The organism is Rhizobium sp. WSM4643, from assembly GCF_025152745.1.
GTDB lineage: Bacteria > Pseudomonadota > Alphaproteobacteria > Rhizobiales > Rhizobiaceae > Rhizobium > Rhizobium leguminosarum_I.
Genome location: NZ_CP104040.1, coordinates 1,154,813 through 1,169,965, shown reverse-complemented (window position 1 = coordinate 1,169,965; position 15,153 = coordinate 1,154,813). Strand labels below are relative to the sequence as shown.

The 15,153-nt window shown below is 60.5% G+C and carries 12 protein-coding genes; 9 read left to right on the top strand and 3 right to left on the bottom strand.

Translation table 11 applies throughout. The features are described from left to right. Positions 1-21 precede the first annotated feature (21 nt). Positions 22-900 carry a phosphotransferase family protein gene (locus tag N1937_RS06025; RefSeq protein WP_260057893.1) on the bottom strand — a complete coding sequence of 293 codons (879 nt, stop codon included), beginning with the start codon at positions 898-900 and terminating at the stop codon, positions 22-24. Positions 901-1,205: 305 nt separating this feature from the next. On the opposite strand from N1937_RS06025, the gene N1937_RS06020 reads away from it, so the two are divergent. The 6 genes from N1937_RS06020 to N1937_RS05995 all read left to right on the top strand — a co-directional run bounded on the left by N1937_RS06020 (position 1,206) and on the right by N1937_RS05995 (position 8,700). Continuing rightward, positions 1,206-2,516, top strand: coding sequence for an efflux RND transporter periplasmic adaptor subunit (locus N1937_RS06020; RefSeq protein ID WP_260057892.1), 1,311 nt, complete (start codon positions 1,206-1,208; stop codon positions 2,514-2,516). Next, a complete protein-coding gene (locus N1937_RS06015) occupies positions 2,513-5,629 on the top strand; it encodes an efflux RND transporter permease subunit (RefSeq protein WP_260057891.1) in 3,117 nt (1,038 codons plus the stop codon). Before N1937_RS06020 ends, N1937_RS06015 begins: the two co-directional genes overlap by 4 nt. Before the next feature lie 231 nt (positions 5,630-5,860). After that, the gene (locus tag N1937_RS06010; protein WP_260057890.1) at positions 5,861-7,153 is read left to right on the top strand and encodes an Hsp70 family protein; all 1,293 of its coding nucleotides are present in this window, start codon (positions 5,861-5,863) and stop codon (positions 7,151-7,153) included. 68 nt (positions 7,154-7,221) lie between these two features. After that, positions 7,222-8,121: a uracil-DNA glycosylase gene (locus tag N1937_RS06005; protein ID WP_260057889.1), complete on the top strand. Its 900-nt coding sequence runs from the start codon at positions 7,222-7,224 to the stop codon at positions 8,119-8,121. 131 nt (positions 8,122-8,252) lie between these two features. Beyond that, positions 8,253-8,444, top strand: a complete 192-nt coding sequence (locus N1937_RS06000; protein ID WP_170257653.1) for a hypothetical protein — start codon at positions 8,253-8,255, stop codon at positions 8,442-8,444. Between the two features lie 97 nt (positions 8,445-8,541). Further along, positions 8,542-8,700 (top strand): hypothetical protein, encoded by a 159-nt coding sequence (locus N1937_RS05995; protein ID WP_164902133.1) that lies wholly within the window; start codon positions 8,542-8,544, stop codon positions 8,698-8,700. A gap of 91 nt (positions 8,701-8,791) precedes the next feature. Here the strand turns inward: N1937_RS05995 and N1937_RS05990 are convergent, their stop codons facing one another. Both N1937_RS05990 and N1937_RS05985 read right to left on the bottom strand, forming a co-directional pair. Continuing rightward, the gene (locus tag N1937_RS05990) at positions 8,792-9,664 is read right to left on the bottom strand and encodes a hypothetical protein (protein WP_311202837.1); all 873 of its coding nucleotides are present in this window, start codon (positions 9,662-9,664) and stop codon (positions 8,792-8,794) included. Positions 9,665-9,906: 242 nt separating this feature from the next. Continuing rightward, the gene (locus N1937_RS05985) at positions 9,907-10,845 is read right to left on the bottom strand and encodes a DMT family transporter (protein WP_064245616.1); all 939 of its coding nucleotides are present in this window, start codon (positions 10,843-10,845) and stop codon (positions 9,907-9,909) included. Between N1937_RS05985 and N1937_RS05980 the strand changes: the two genes are divergently transcribed. From N1937_RS05980 to pepN, 3 genes are all read left to right on the top strand, one after another. Continuing rightward, entirely contained in the window at positions 10,844-11,101 is a 258-nt protein-coding gene (locus tag N1937_RS05980) for a hypothetical protein (protein WP_260057884.1), read from the top strand. The genes N1937_RS05985 and N1937_RS05980 overlap by 2 nt on opposite strands. A gap of 87 nt (positions 11,102-11,188) precedes the next feature. Further along, a complete protein-coding gene (locus N1937_RS31405; RefSeq protein WP_311202836.1) occupies positions 11,189-12,295 on the top strand; it encodes a methyl-accepting chemotaxis protein in 1,107 nt (368 codons plus the stop codon). Between the two features lie 187 nt (positions 12,296-12,482). Further along, on the top strand, positions 12,483-15,131 hold the full coding sequence (gene pepN, locus N1937_RS05970; protein WP_260057883.1) for an aminopeptidase N: 2,649 nt from the start codon (positions 12,483-12,485) through the stop codon (positions 15,129-15,131). Positions 15,132-15,153: the final 22 nt, after the last annotated feature.

Sequence of the window (15,153 nt, the reverse complement as noted above, 5' to 3'; positions counted from 1 at the left end):
TGGTGGTGCAGATTCGTTTTTTCAAGCAACGCGGACCGCCGCCGCCCATGTGGCCACACTTCGGATCATCTGTTCGACGTTCGCCGGATCGTCCGCAAGTTCGGCGAGCTCGGACAGACGATGGAAGCCGGTCAGGATCGCAATGCGCCGCCGGTCGAGCCTGCGTCCGGTCAGCATTTCATAGGCCGATATGATGCGCGCGGTCAGATCGGGCGAGATGAAGTTCGAGTAGATGAATTCCTGGTGCAGCGGGCCAAAGCCGGAATCGGCGAAATCGTAAATGCCGTTCAGCCTCCTTTGCGCATGATCGAAGGCCATGTTCCAGCCGTGACCGTCGAAGAAGCCGTAGATGTTGCCGTAGGGATCGGGCGGCAAGGCTTCGAAATCCGAAATAATGGCCTGCGCAAAACTCCTGATGTCAGGCGGCAGCAACGGCAAAGCCTTTATTCGCACCGTCTCGGGCAATTGCCATGGCTGGATTGCCCCGGCACCCGCCGAGCGTATGCGATCGGCGTCGAGCACATGCAGCTCGGCGTAAAAACGCGCGAGATCTTCCGCGAGGCGCTGACGATCGCTTGCGCCAAGCGCATCGTAATCTTCGGCAATGAGATGTTCGCCCTCGATCTTGGTATGGCTGGAGAAGATCGGCGGCCCGTCGTGAATGCGCATGTCGGGAACCGCCATCGACAGCGACGGTCGAACAATGTCGAGCAAGGCGGCTTCCTTCACAAGCGCTCTTTCCGCGCCGAGATTGCGGGGAAATTTGAAGATCAGCGTGTCATCGACGTCGACGGCAAGCGAATCCCAGCCCCTGGCCGCCAGCTTAAAGACGGAGGCCGTCAGTTCAGGAAACACGCTTATTATGAGAGAGCGAAATTCGCTGGTGTCCAACTCGGTCATGACGACCTGCCTTCTTGGTTTTTCCCATGTTCTTCCCGTGCGCTGAACGGCAGGCGGATCGACATCGCCTTCTGCCGAACCGCTTGCGTCGCTTCCGCCAAACGGCATTGGGTAACACTGAGGCTATATTAGTACAGTTTGAATATTACGGAATATTCATTACAAAAATTTAAGCCGTTATAACCACTTAGTGATCGCACCTCCGGGAATTATGTCTTTTTTGAGCCGCAATATAAGTGGCTTAATCGGGGTATAATATTCGCAACCTTGCTCCCCGCAACCTTGCCCAAACACCGGTCTCGCCCATGAAGAAATTTTGGATCACCGTCAGCGTTATCGCAGTTGCCGCCGTCGGCGTCTGGCAATTCGGGAATCTGGTCCCTTATGCCTCCCGCATTCCCTACCTCTCGCAGTTCATCAAGCAGCCGGAAGCCGGCAAAGGCGGCGGGCAGCAGGCGCAGGCCGATCAGGGGCAGGCCAATCAGGCGCAAGACGATGGGCAACATCAAGGCGGCGGGCGCAGACGCGGCGGCGGGGGCCCGACCGTCGTCAAGACGGTTGCAGCCGTGAAAACGGCGCTGCCGATGGATGTGACGGCGACCGGCTGGGCCGATGCCGATGACAACACGACCATTGCCGCACAGGAGCAGGGTCTGGTCGTCAGCATCGATGCCGAGGATGGGGCGACCGTGAAAGCCGGCGACCTGATCGCCAAGCTCGATGACCGGACGGCCAAGGCGACCGTCGACAAGGACAATGCGATGATCGTGCGCGACGCGGCAACGCTTTCGGAAGCCGAAACCGCATTGACGCGCGCGCAGGATCTCTTCAACCAGAAGGCCGGCACCCAGCAGAGCCTCGACCAGGCGGTCGCCGCCCGCGATACCGCTGCAGCTACTGTTGACGCCGACAAGGCGTCGCTTGCCTCCGATCAGATCTTACTCGAGCACACCGACATCCGCGCGCCCTTCGACGGCCGGCTCGGCGATATCGCTGTCAGCAAGGGTGCATTCCTCAGTGCCGGTGCGGCAATCGTCACCATTGCCAAATACGATCCGATCTATGTGAAATTCCACCTGCAGGAGCGCTATCTGCGGGAGCTGAAGAGTGCTTTGGCAAGCGGTCCGGTCAAGGTCAGCACGGCTCCCAATTCCACCAAGGGCAAAGTTCGAAAGGGCGAGATCAGCTTCTACGACAATACAGTCGATACGGCCTCGGGCACGATCCTCGCCAAGGCGAAATTCGAAAATGCCTCCGGCGCGCTCTGGCCCGGCCAGTCGGTCAACATCGTCGTGCATTTCAACAATAACGAACAGCAGGTGGTGGTGCCGACGGTTGCCGTCAGCCCCGGCCCGGAGGGTTTCTTCACCTTCGTCGCCAAAGACGGCAAATCGCATCTGACGGCCGTCACCATTGCCCGCGCAAATGGCGGCTTCACCGCCATAGAATCGGGTCTTCAGGCAGGCGATCACGTCGTCGTCGAGGGCCAGGGCCAGCTCAGCGACCAGCAGGCGATCAACGAGCAGTTCGACGAAAAGGCGCTGGATGTCGCCTCCGCCGAAGCGCCTCGGCAACAGCAGCCCTCCGAGACAATCGCGGTGGGAGCTCAGCAATGATCCCGAATTTCTGTATCCAGCGCCCCGTCGCAACGACGCTGCTTGCCATCGGCGTCATTCTGGCCGGTCTTGCCGGTTATCAGCTCGTACCTGTCGCGGCGCTGCCGCAGGTCGATTTTCCCACCATCAACGTTTCGGCGCAGTTGAGCGGCGCCTCGCCGCAGACGATGGCGACCTCGGTTTCGACACCGCTGATCAAGCAGTTCGAGACCATTCCCGGGATCACTGAAATCAGCGCCTCCAGTTCGCTCGGCAGCACCAGCATCGTGCTTCAGTTCGACCTCAGTCGTAATATCGATGCGGCCGCAGCCGACGTGCAGGCCGCGATTTCGCATGCCACCCGGCAACTGCCCGACAATCTGACGACGCCGCCGAGCTATCGCAAGACCAACCCCGCCGATGCGCCTGTCATGCTACTCTCCGTACAGAGCAACACTATGCCGCGCAGCAAGCTTGACGAGATCGCCGAGAACATCATCTCGCCGTCGCTATCGACACTTCCCGGCGTTGCCCAGGTCAGCGTCTACGGTGCGCAGACCTATGCCGTGCGCGTCGAGGTCGATCCCAACAAGCTTTTAACCCGCGGCATCGGCATCGATACCGTCAACAAGGCGCTCGCTGCCGCCAACAGCCAGCAGCCCGTGGGAACGCTGCAGAATAATTCACAGAGCATGACGATCACGGCGAATACCCAGCGCACCAATGCCGAACAATTCCGCTCGCTCGTCATTGCCAATCCGAACGGTGCACCCGTCCACCTTGGCGATATCGCCGATGTGCAGGACAGCGTTCAGAACCAATATACGGGCAGCTGGTATGACGGCCAACGCGGCATCATCCTCGCCATCCAGCGTCAGCCAGATGCCAACACGGTCGATGTCGTCGATGCGATCAACGCCAAGCTGCCGCAGCTCCACGCCGAAATTCCGCCTTCGGTCAACACCGTCGTCATGAACGATGCCGCAAAACCGATTCGCGATGCCATCTCCGATGTGAAGTTCACGCTGCTGCTGACGATCGGCCTCGTCGTTCTCGTCATCTACCTCTTCACCGGCCATGCCACAGCAACGATCATCCCGGGGCTTGCCGTTCCGCTGTCGCTGATCTCGACCTTCGGCATGATGTATGTGCTCGGCTACAGCATCGACAACATCTCGCTGCTCGGGTTGACGCTCGCGGTGGGGCTCGTGGTGGATGACGCGATCGTCATGCTCGAAAACATCCTGCGCCATGTCGAGGACGGCATGCCGGTGCGTGAAGCGGCGATCAAGGGTGCGGGGGAAGTCAGCTACACCATCATTTCCATGTCGGTCTCGCTGATTGCAGTGTTCATCCCAATCCTGCTGATGGGCGGCGTCGTCGGCCGCGTATTCAACGAATTCGGCATGGTGGTTGCCATTGCCATCATCTCCTCGGCCATCGTCTCGCTGACCGTGACGCCGATGCTCGCCTCACGTCTGTCCAATCACCAGAGCCGCCCGCCGCTCCTCATCCGCATCTTCGATGCCGGCTTCGAACGGACGCTGCGCGGCTATGACAGAGCTGTCGGCTGGTGCCTTCAGCATCGCCTGACGATCCTCGGGGTTTTCCTCGGCTCGGTCGCGCTGACCATCTATTTCTTCATGACGCTACCGACGAGCTTCTTCCCGCAGGAAGATATCGGCCGGCTGACGATCAGCACGCAGGCCCGCCAGGACATTTCCTATTCCGCGATGGAAGCGCTGCAGCAGCAGGCGGCAGCCGTCGTCAAGGCGAACCCGGCGGTCAACCACGTGATGTCGACGATCGGCGGCAATCCCAACAAGCCGCAGAACAACGGCTCGATGTTCGTCGAACTCAAGGACAAGAAAGAGCGTCCGCCGCTAGATCAGACGCTGCGCGAGCTGCGCACGGCGATCAACAAGATCCCAGGCGTCCAGGCCTTCGTGACGCCGAACCAGAGCTTGCGCTTCGGCGGCCGCCAGACCGCGAGCCAGTATCAGCTGGTGGTGCAGGCGCTGAGTGCGGATCAGACCAACCTCTGGGCCGGCAAGATTCAGGCGGCGATGCGCAAGGAGCGGCTGTTCACCGACGTGACATCGGATGCCCAAAACAACGCCCTGCAGGCCAATATCGTCATCGATACCGAGCGGGCAGCCGCCTACGGGATCGACAACGACACGCTACGCACGACGCTGCAGGAATCCTTCAGCGGATATTCTGCCGCGGAAATCCAGTCGACCGGCGACAGCTACGACGTCATCGTCGAATACGATACCAGCAAACCCTGGGACGATCAGAAGCTCTCGGAGATCCGTGTCGCCTCTGCCAATGGCAGCCTGGTGCCGCTTTCGAACTTCGCGCATGTCCAACGCACCACCGGGCCAGTCACCATCAACCAGACGGGCCAGCTGGTTTCGACCACCGTTTCCTTCAACCTGCCGGAAGGCGTCTCGCTCAGCGATACGACGGCGGCAATCGACCAGATCAAGAAGGACATCAGCGTGCCGGCAGACGTCTTCACGTCCTATGGCGGTACGGCCGAGATCTTCCAGCAGTCGCAGGGCAATACGCCCTATCTGATCCTGGCGGCGGTGCTGACTATCTATGTCGTGCTCGGCGTGCTCTATGAAAGCTTCATCCATCCGCTCACCATCCTTTCCGGCCTGCCGGCCGCAGCATTCGGCGCACTGCTGGCGCTTAAGATCATGGGCTTCGACTTGTCGATCATCGCCCTCATCGGCCTCTTGATGCTGATCGGCATCGTCAAGAAGAACGCGATCATGATGATCGACGTGGCGGTGGAGACCATGCGCACGACGGGTGAAAAGGCGACGGCTGCGATCCACGAAGCCTGCGTGCGACGCTTCCGGCCGATCATGATGACGACCTTCTGCGCCCTGCTCGGCGCCCTGCCGATCGCGCTCGGCACCGGCGCAAGCTCGGAACTGCGCCAGCCGCTCGGCATCGCCGTCGTCGGCGGCCTGATCGTCTCGCAGATGCTGACGCTCTTCATCACCCCCGTCATCTTCGTCGAGATGGACCGCTTCGGAAACTTCCTCGGCCGGCTGACTGGCCAGAAGAAGGTCGAGGAGCCGGAGTTGCAAGAGGCAAGAGCAATGGCCGCCGAGTGACGGCGGCCTGCGAGCCTCGGCAGTTTGCTGACTTGCCTTGCGACGATCTTCTTCGCCCGCCAGGGAGAAGAAGGGAAGGCAGCGTAGCTACGAGACATATAGGCCCTTAAATCCCCTTGAATGTGTCACGCCCCTGTGGCATCACCCGCCCTCCTGAATCCGGGCGTCTCACGCCCTTTTTGCGGAGCGATGCTCCGTCTCCAATAACAATCGGCATGAAGAGGTGCGAGCATGGCTCAGGCGCTGGGTTTCGACTTCGGCACGACGAATACGGTTCTCGCCATGGCGGATGGCGGGGCGACGCGCTCGATGGCATTCACGAGCACGGAGGGTGCAGCAGACAGCATGCGCACGGCGCTTTCCTTCATGAAGGATGCCCAGCTCGGCGCGTCAGCATTGAAGGTGGAGGCCGGCCATGCGGCGATCCGCCAATTCATCGACAATCCCGGCGAGTGTCGCTTTCTGCAGTCGATCAAGACCTTTGCGGCGAGCGCGCTGTTCCAGGGCACGCTGATCTTTGCCAAGCGGCATAATTTCGAGGATCTGATGGAGGTCTTCGTGCGGCGCCTGCGCAACTATGCCGGCGACAACTGGCCTTCAGACGTCAGCCGCATCGTCACCGGCCGACCGGTGCATTTTGCCGGCGCCAGCCCCGATCCGGCGCTGGCGACCGAACGCTACAATGAGGCGTTGTCGCGCTTCGGTTTTCCCGAGATCCATTATGTCTATGAGCCGGTCGCCGCCGCCTTCTACTTCGCGCAGAACCTGAACCGGGATGCCACCGTGCTGGTCGCAGATTTCGGCGGCGGCACGACCGACTATTCGCTGATCCGCTTCGAAACCGTCGCCGGCAAGCTGACGGCAACGCCGATCGGCCATTCCGGCGTCGGCGTCGCCGGCGACCATTTCGACTACAGGATGATCGACAACATCGTTGCGCCGCTGATCGGCAAGGGCAGCCATTTCAAAAGCTTCGACAAGATCCTCGAAGTGCCGTCCAACTACTATTCCAGCTTCGGCCGCTGGAACCAGCTGTCGATCTTCAAGACGACGCGCGAATTCGAGGATCTGAAGAAGCTGGTGCGTACCAGCCTGGAGCCGGAAAAGCTCGAAATCTTCATCGACCTCATCGACCATGACGAGGGCTACCCGCTTTATCAGGCGGTGTCGGCGACGAAGATGGCGCTGTCGGCCTCGGAGGAAGCGCCTTTCGATTTCGCGCCGCTCGGTCGCGGTGGACATCGCAGCATCAAGAGGAGCGATTTCGAAGTCTGGATCGCCGACGATCTCGCCCGCATCGAAGGCGCGCTCGACGATGTGCTCGACAAGACCGAGACGAAGCCTGCGGAGATCGACAAGGTGTTCTTGACCGGCGGCACTTCCTTCGTGCCGGCGGTGCGCCGCATCTTCACCGAACGCTTCGAGCGCGACCGGATCGAAAGCGGCGGCGAACTGTTGTCGATCGCCCATGGTCTGGCGCTGATCGGCGAACGCGACGACATCGCGCAATGGACTGTGCAATAGCGAAGACAAGGGCGGGCAATCTGCCGCCCGCCCTTTCAATGCCCCTGTCACTCCGCTAGACTTGCCGCATGATCTCCGCCAACGACCTTTCCCCCGCCGAGCTTGCAGCGCTTCTGCATTTCCATGCGGATGCCGGCGTGGAATGGCTGCTGGAGGAAGAGGCGATCGACCGCTTCGCCGAGTTCGAGGCGATGAAGGCCGCGCGCCGCCCGGCGGCGGCGCAGGCGCAGCAGCAACATCCTGCCGCTGGAGAACGCCCTGCGGGTCAGGCACCGCCGCGTCCGAATGCAGCGGCGCGCCCAGCGCCTGCCGAACGCGCAGCGCCCGGCCCGCAACCTGCGATCCCTGACGGCGAGGCGGTGCAGCAGGCGCGGTTCGTCGCCGAAACCGCGCGATCGCTTGTCGAACTCAAGACCGCGATCGAAGCCTTCACCAGCTGCAACCTCAAGCACAGCGCCCGCTCGACGATCTTTGCCAGCGGCGATGCCGAAAGCGGGATCATGGTGATCGGCTCGGCGCCGAGCGCCGAAGACGATCGCGAGGGCATGCCCTTCTCAGGGAAATCCGGCCAGCTGTTCGACAAGATGCTGGCGGCGATCGGGCTGAAGCGCTCAGCCATTCTGCTGACGCAGGTCATCCCCTGGCGCCCGCCTGGCAATCGTGCGCCGTCGGCGGCGGAAATGGACATCTGCCGACCCTTCATCGAGCGGCAGATCGCACTTGCCGAACCGAAGGCGATCCTGCTTCTCGGCAATTTTTCGGCGCGTTTCTTCTTCGGCGAAAACGATACGATTCACGGGTTGCGCGGCCGCTGGAGGGAGATTGTCGTTGCGGGCTGTGTCATTCCTGCCATAGCCAGCCTGCATCCGCAGGATCTGTTAACCGCACCTGTAAACAAGCGGCTGGCCTGGAACGACCTGCTCACATTTCAAGCGAAGCTTAAGTCCCTCTCTTTGCTTGGAAATTAGCCAAAGTTAAATATTTTATGAATCAATCTATGCATTCTTCGCATGACTGCATCCCGTCATGATGCATTGCGGAATTAATGCTGCATTGCAATATGAGCTGTGTCTTGGGAGGAATCACAGGAACCAAGGCCATGAGCAAACGTTTTCGTCCTATCCATAGCGGGTTTGAAACCCTTCGCCTCGCCGGCGACCAGGTTCGTTCCACTCAAAGCTACAGCCGTTTCGGCTTTGCCACGAACGAACAGATGATTGCCCGCGGCACCGGCATCAACAGCCGCACTGCGCGTCCGAACGCCATTTTTTCGGACTTCCAGCAGTATTGAGCAGGAATTCAACATGTCGCAGCGTCCTTTGCGCGTCTTAAAAAGACGCGCGGCGCTGTAGGCGCATCGCCTGCGCTTCGTATAAGAGTACCCCAACATGTCGACGATCCTGATATCGCTTCTGCGCAACATCGAAACATTCGAGCATATCCGCGTCGCCGTCTGCGCCGCGCGGGAATATGAGCGCGAACTTTCGGTCAAGCCGGCCGATGCCGGATCCCGCATTGGCGCAGGTACAGCGGCGATCGTTCTCTAGAACATTTCCGAGTCATGGAAATGCTCTATCTCTTTGTTTTCACGCATTCCGGACCTAAAACCGCTGCGCACTTTTGCTGGAAGTGCTCTGGTCAGATCGCCATTTCCTCGATCTGGGCCTTCGCCCATTCGAAGGCTTCGTCGACATAGGCGAACTTGACCGCCTGCCAGCCGCAATATTCCTCGACAAAATCCCGCGATATCCAAAGATGAGTCTTGCGCGGTTCGTCATACCAGCCGACGCAGCCGCGTTGCGCCGCCTTTGCCAATAGCCGTTGCAGATGGGTGCGCGACATCATGAAATCGGCGGCGAGCGCACGGGTTTCGACGCGGCCGACTGACAATCTCCGCGGCTCGCTGCCTTCCATATCCATCCGGGCGATGAAATTATCGACGACGAGGCCGCCGGCTTCCGTCCAGAGGAACAGCGCCACCTGTTCCGGCGGTTCGCGCCAAGCGGCATCTTCGAGGCAACGGCGGGCAATGCGCGGTTGAATGAGCCGCATCACTGATGGATTTGCCTGGAAAAAGGCTGCCCTTTGGCCGCCGTCGAGCAGGTCGAGCGCACCGAGATTGGAGAAAAGCCAGGCAAACATCCCCTGATGGCTGACATCGGCCGGTTCGAAATGACGTGGCCGCCGCCGCTCGTCGCCGGGCGTGTGGGTTATGAAGCGGTAGGTATAGAGCTCTTCGATGAAGGCGAGCACGGTGTTGCGGCTCGCGACCTTGTGTGCGGTGATGCGCCCGGTCAGCCGCACGGCGGTGAAACCCGACGTCGGGTCGCGCGGATCATATTCCAGGTGGAGGGCATAGGCAGTCTGGGTCAGAACCCAGCGTTGATGAGAAGCGAGCAATCGCGCCAGCCGCGGACCGGCATCAAACATGCCGCGCATCTGCCCAGCCAAAAAGCGAATGCTCATCAGAAAGGAAGAGTTCCCCACCAATTGCTCCGCTGTGAATGCCATTATGCTTTTCTCCACCTCCGCTCGCTGGCCAGCGTTCGGAGCAACGACACCGAGAGCTCATCCGGCATCAGCGGCCATTCAGACATGCACAGCTTGGAATAAATGATACTCTCTCATCTTCAACAATCATATTCGACAGGCCGACGGTATCCCAAGAATTCACCACTCTTTTCAGTCGTTAAGAGCAAGTTTCAAGCCACTGCATTCTTCGCATTAAAACCGATATTGCGCGCTGGCAGGCGTCAGGCTTGCGGCGTCGTGGCCTTGCGCGCCTCTCTCTGTTCGATGCCCAGCTGATGCTCGCGATAGATGATGAAGATGCCGGCGGCGACGACGATGGCGGTGCCGATCAGCATGGTCACGCTCGGCACGTCGCCGAAGACGAAGTAGGCGACGATGCCGCCAAGCAGGATCGAGGTATATTCGAACGGCGCGATGGTGGAGACATCGGCATGGCGGTAACTTTCCGTCAACAGGATCTGCGCGACGCCGCCGCAAAAACCGGCGGCGATCAGATAGAGCGCTGTCGGCCATGGCAGGATGAGCCAGCCGAAAGGAAGAGAAGCCAGCGAGAAGACCGAGGCGGTGATCGAGAAATACAGCACGATGGTCGCCGTTTTCTCCTCTTCGACGAGGCGGCGCACCTGGATCATCGCCATGCCGCCGAGAACGGCCGAGAACAGTACGCAGAGCGCGCCAACGGCCTGTTCGGCTTCCATGCCGCCGTCGCGAAACAGCGTGAGTTTTGGCCAGGAAACGATGGCGACGCCGACGATGCCGACCAAGACGGCGCTCCAGCGATAGATGCGCACGGTCTCGCCGAGGAAAACGGCGGCGAAGATGACGGCGACGAGCGGCAACGCATAGCCAAGCGCAATTGCCTCCGGCAGCGGCAGATGCAGGAGGCCGTAGAAACCGAAAGCCATCGACAAGATGCCGATCGTGCCGCGCTTGAGGTGACCGATTGGATTGGCGGTATAGAAGGCGGCGCGCAACTGCCTGTTATAGGCCAGATAGGCCATGATCGGGAAGAGCGCGAAGAAGGACCTGCAGAAGGTGACCTGACCCGGCGGAATGTCTGAACCCGCCAGCTTGATGAAGGTCTGCATGGCAAGGAAGACCACGACCGACGAGACTTTCAGCGCAATGCCTCTCATCGGGTTTCTGAGAACCGAGTGCATGATCCTGGCTCTTGATACTGACTTAACCGGAACGGGGGACGCGTTCGACTCGGGAACGCAACGGGTGAAGGCTTCCATCGTAGCGAAAGAAAAACCCGATTGGCGAAAAAATCGCGAGCTAGGCGGGAGAATCGCAAATCGCCTTTCAGCCGCAGGCTCAATCGTGCCGTATCTGCGCCACAGCTCCGAAATCACCCTCTTTTCAGCCATTCCCCCTAAAATGTTCACCTCTGACTGTTCGACGTTAACCAATTGAAAACCATAGGTAAGCATCGTTTTTATCGCTGATCTCGAAATTTTCTTCACCGCACCCAATTGCCCGCTCCTTCCAGGATCCCATTTGATGAAGCCGCTTAGCGCCGAAACCATTGCCCAGTCGCAGAATGCGACACCGCGGTCCATGCGCGTCGTCACCGACGGCATCAGCACCGACCTCGAGCGCTTCAGCGCCGACAACACCCATATCGTCAAGCAGATCAAGTTGCTGGCGATCAATGCGCTGATCGAGGCGGCCAGGGCCGGCGAGACCGGAAAGGGCTTTGCCGTCGTTGCCAACGAGGTGCAGAGGCTGGCGCAAATCGCGACCGACATTACCGGCAGGTTCGAGAGCAACGTGCTCGGCCGTATCGGCCTCAGCCGCGCCATGGCCGATTCGCTGGTCGAAGAGATGGAGGGCGTTCGCCTCACCGATCTGGCGCAGACGCTGGTGCAGCTCATCGTCCGCAATCTCTTCGAGCGCACGGCCGATGTGCGCTGGTGGGCGACGGACCCGTCACTCTGGCAGGCGCTGCAGAACCAGAGCCGGGAAACCGCCGCCTTTGCAGCGGAGCGTCTCGGCGCCATCAACCGCTTCTACACCGTCTATCTCGATCTCGTCATGACCGATCTCTCGGGCAAAGTGGTCGCATCCGCCAATCCCAAGTTCCAGCGCAAGCTCGCAGGCATGAGCCTTGCCAGCGATCCGTGGTTCCGCGCAGCGTCGGCCTGCTCCTCCGGCGACGCTTATATCGTCGACGATGTCAAAGCGAGCCCGCTGCACGATAACAGGCATGCGCTCGTTTATGCCACAGGCATCCGCGAAGAGGGCAAGCTCGACGGGCGGCTGGTCGGCACGCTCGGCGTCTATTTCGACTGGCAGAACCAGGGCCAGGCGATCGTCGAGAAAGAGGCGAACCTGCCGCCGCAGCTGGCGGAAAGAACGACGGTCATGCTGCTCGACGGCAAGAGCCGGGTCATCGCCACCACCAATCCCGCCTTGTTGTTTTCCCATTTCGCGCTCGCCAATCCGTCCGGCCAGGCGAAAGGCAGCTACTACGACAATAACGGCTCGATCGTCGCCTTCGCGCACACTCTCGGCTACGAAGATTACGACGGGCTCGGCTGGTACGGCGTCGTCGTCCAGCAGACCGAAAACGACGCGACGATCAAGGCCGCGCTCAATCTGAAGTAGCGGCATTTTCCCGCTGCTGCGTTCATCCGTTGCCAATAAGATATTTTGCCCGCAAACTTGGTGTTCGCGGGCAATTTGCTTTAAGTTTAGTTCAGACTTTAATGTAATCATCCCCGGCAAAATTTAAGGCAGAGTGCGCCCGCCTCTGTATTCCGCGGTTGTCCAATAACGGTCTTCAGGAAACACCATGCGAACAGATACCGGCCAGGTCATTCATCTGGCAGATTACCGTCCCACCGACTTCGTGCTGGAACGCGTGGACCTCACTTTTGAACTCGACCCGACAGAGACCAAGGTCGAGGCGCGCCTGATCTTTCATCGTCGCCCGGGCGCCGATCCGGCGGCGCCGATCGTTCTCGACGGCGACGAACTGACGCTGTCGGGGCTGCTGTTAGACCAGGTGGAGCTCGACCCTTCGCGTTACGATGCAACACCGGAAAGCCTGACGGTGCGCGACCTGCCGGAGAGCGCGCCCTTCGAGCTGACGATCACCACGACTATCAACCCCGAGGCCAACACCAAACTGATGGGCCTTTACCGCACCAGCGGCATCTACTGCACGCAGTGCGAGGCGGAGGGTTTCCGCCGCATCACCTATTTCCCTGACCGGCCCGACGTACTTGCGCCCTTCACGGTCAACATCATCGCCGACAAAGACGCCAACCCGCTGCTTTTGTCGAACGGCAACTTCCTCGGCGGCGCCGGCTACGGCCCCGGCAAGCATTTCGCCGCCTGGTTCGACCCACATCCGAAGCCGAGCTACCTCTTCGCGCTCGTCGCCGGCGATCTCGGCGTCGTCGAAGACACCTTCACGACCATGTCCGGCCGCGAGGTGGTGCTGAAAATCTATGTCGAGCACGGCAAGGAACCGCGCGCAGCCTATGCCATGGACGCGCTGAAACGCTCGATGAAATGGGACGAAGAGAGGTTCGGACGCGAATACGATCTCGATATTTTCATGATCGTCGCCGTCTCCGACTTCAACATGGGCGCAATGGAGAACAAGGGCCTCAACGTCTTCAATGACAAATACGTCCTAGCCGATCCGGAAATCGCGACGGATGCCGACTATGCCAATATCGAAGCGATCATCGCGCATGAATATTTCCACAACTGGACCGGCAACCGCATCACCTGCCGCGACTGGTTCCAGCTGTGCCTCAAGGAAGGCCTGACGGTCTATCGCGACCACGAATTCTCTTCCGACCAGCGCTCGCGCCCGGTCAAGCGCATCGCCGAAGTGCGCCACCTGAAATCGGAGCAGTTCCCGGAGGACGGCGGCCCGCTCGCCCATCCGGTGCGGCCGACGACATATCGCGAGATCAATAATTTCTACACGACGACCGTCTACGAAAAGGGCAGCGAAGTCACGCGCATGATCGCGACGCTGCTCGGCAAGGACGGCTTCAAGAAAGGCATGGACCTCTATTTCGACCGCCATGACGGTCAGGCCGTGACGATCGAGGATTTCGTCAAATGTTTTGAGGATGCAAGCGGACGCGACCTCTCGCAATTTTCGCTCTGGTACCATCAGGCCGGCACGCCGCTCGTCACCGCATCGGGCAGCTATGATGCGGCGGCCGGCAGCTTCACATTGTCGCTCGAACAGATGATCCCGGCAACGTCCGGCCAGCCGAGCAAGGAGCCGATGCATATTCCGCTCAGCCTCGCGCTGTTTGGCGAAAACGGCGGCAAGATCGAACCGACTTCGGTTGAGGGCGCGGAATATGCCGGCGGGGTGCTGCATCTCACGGGCCGCACGCAGACGGCCGTGTTCCATGGCATCGGCTCGCGGCCGGTCGTTTCGATCAACCGCAGCTTCTCGGCGCCGATCAACCTGCATTTCGATCAGAGCCCGGCCGATCTTGCCCATCTCGCCCGCCATGAGACCGATCATTTCGCCCGCTGGCAGGCGCTGACCGATCTGGCGCTGCCGAACCTCTTGAAAGCGGCACGCGACGCCCGTGAGGGCAAGCCTGTCGTCTGCGAGGCGACCTTCATCGAGACGCTGATCACGGCCGCCGCCGACGACAACCTCGAGCCTGCCTTCCGTGCCCAGGCGCTGGCTCTGCCGAGCGAATCCGATATCGCCCGCGAACTTGGCAGCAACAACGATCCCGATGCTATCCATGCCGGCCGGCAGGCGATCCTGAAACAGATCGCCGATGCCGGAAAGGACGTCTTTGCCGGCCTCTACGCCGCGATGACGACATCAGGCGATTTCAGCCCGGATGCAAAAAGTGCCGGCCTGCGGGCGCTGCGCAATAGCGCCCTCACCTACCTCTCGTATGCCGAACAGACGCCGGCGCGCGCCAAGGCCGCCTTCGATGTGGCCAACAACATGACCGATCTCAGCCATGCGCTGACGATTCTCGCTCATCGTTTTCCCGACAGCGCGGAGACGAGCGAGGCGCTGGCAAGCTTCCGCGACCGCTTCGCGGAGAACGCGCTCGTCATCGACAAATGGTTCGCGATCCAGGCCGGCATTCCGGGCGCCAAAACCCTGGAACGGATTCGCACCCTGATGGATAATCCGCTCTTCAAGCGGACCAATCCGAACCGAATGCGGGCGCTGGTCGGCACCTTCGCCTTTGCCAACCCGACCGGCTTCGGCCGCGCCGACGGCGAAGGCTATCGCTTCCTCGCCGGTCAAATTCTCGATATCGACGAGCGTAACCCGCAGCTTGCCGCCCGCATTCTCACCTCGATGCGCTCCTGGCGGTCGCTCGAACCAATACGCGCCGATCACGCCCGCTCGGCGCTGATCGAGATCGAGCGAGCCGCCGATCTTTCGACCGACGTGCGCGATATCGTCGAACGCACGCTTAAAGGATAATTTGATTCGACCGGCCGTCCCG

Coding starts and splice junctions, on each gene's coding strand:
- N1937_RS06025 (WP_260057893.1), bottom strand. CDS start 900: ATGACCGAGTTGGACACCAGCGAATTTCGCTCTCTCATAATAAGCGTG.
- N1937_RS05990 (WP_311202837.1), bottom strand. CDS start 9,664: ATGGCATTCACAGCGGAGCAATTGGTGGGGAACTCTTCCTTTCTGATG.
- N1937_RS06010 (WP_260057890.1), top strand. CDS start 5,861: ATGGCTCAGGCGCTGGGTTTCGACTTCGGCACGACGAATACGGTTCTC.
- N1937_RS06020 (WP_260057892.1), top strand. CDS start 1,206: ATGAAGAAATTTTGGATCACCGTCAGCGTTATCGCAGTTGCCGCCGTC.
- N1937_RS31405 (WP_311202836.1), top strand. CDS start 11,189: ATGAAGCCGCTTAGCGCCGAAACCATTGCCCAGTCGCAGAATGCGACA.
- N1937_RS05995 (WP_164902133.1), top strand. CDS start 8,542: ATGTCGACGATCCTGATATCGCTTCTGCGCAACATCGAAACATTCGAG.
- N1937_RS06015 (WP_260057891.1), top strand. CDS start 2,513: ATGATCCCGAATTTCTGTATCCAGCGCCCCGTCGCAACGACGCTGCTT.
- N1937_RS05985 (WP_064245616.1), bottom strand. CDS start 10,845: ATGCACTCGGTTCTCAGAAACCCGATGAGAGGCATTGCGCTGAAAGTC.
- N1937_RS06005 (WP_260057889.1), top strand. CDS start 7,222: ATGATCTCCGCCAACGACCTTTCCCCCGCCGAGCTTGCAGCGCTTCTG.
- N1937_RS06000 (WP_170257653.1), top strand. CDS start 8,253: ATGAGCAAACGTTTTCGTCCTATCCATAGCGGGTTTGAAACCCTTCGC.
- pepN (WP_260057883.1), top strand. CDS start 12,483: ATGCGAACAGATACCGGCCAGGTCATTCATCTGGCAGATTACCGTCCC.
- N1937_RS05980 (WP_260057884.1), top strand. CDS start 10,844: ATGATCCTGGCTCTTGATACTGACTTAACCGGAACGGGGGACGCGTTC.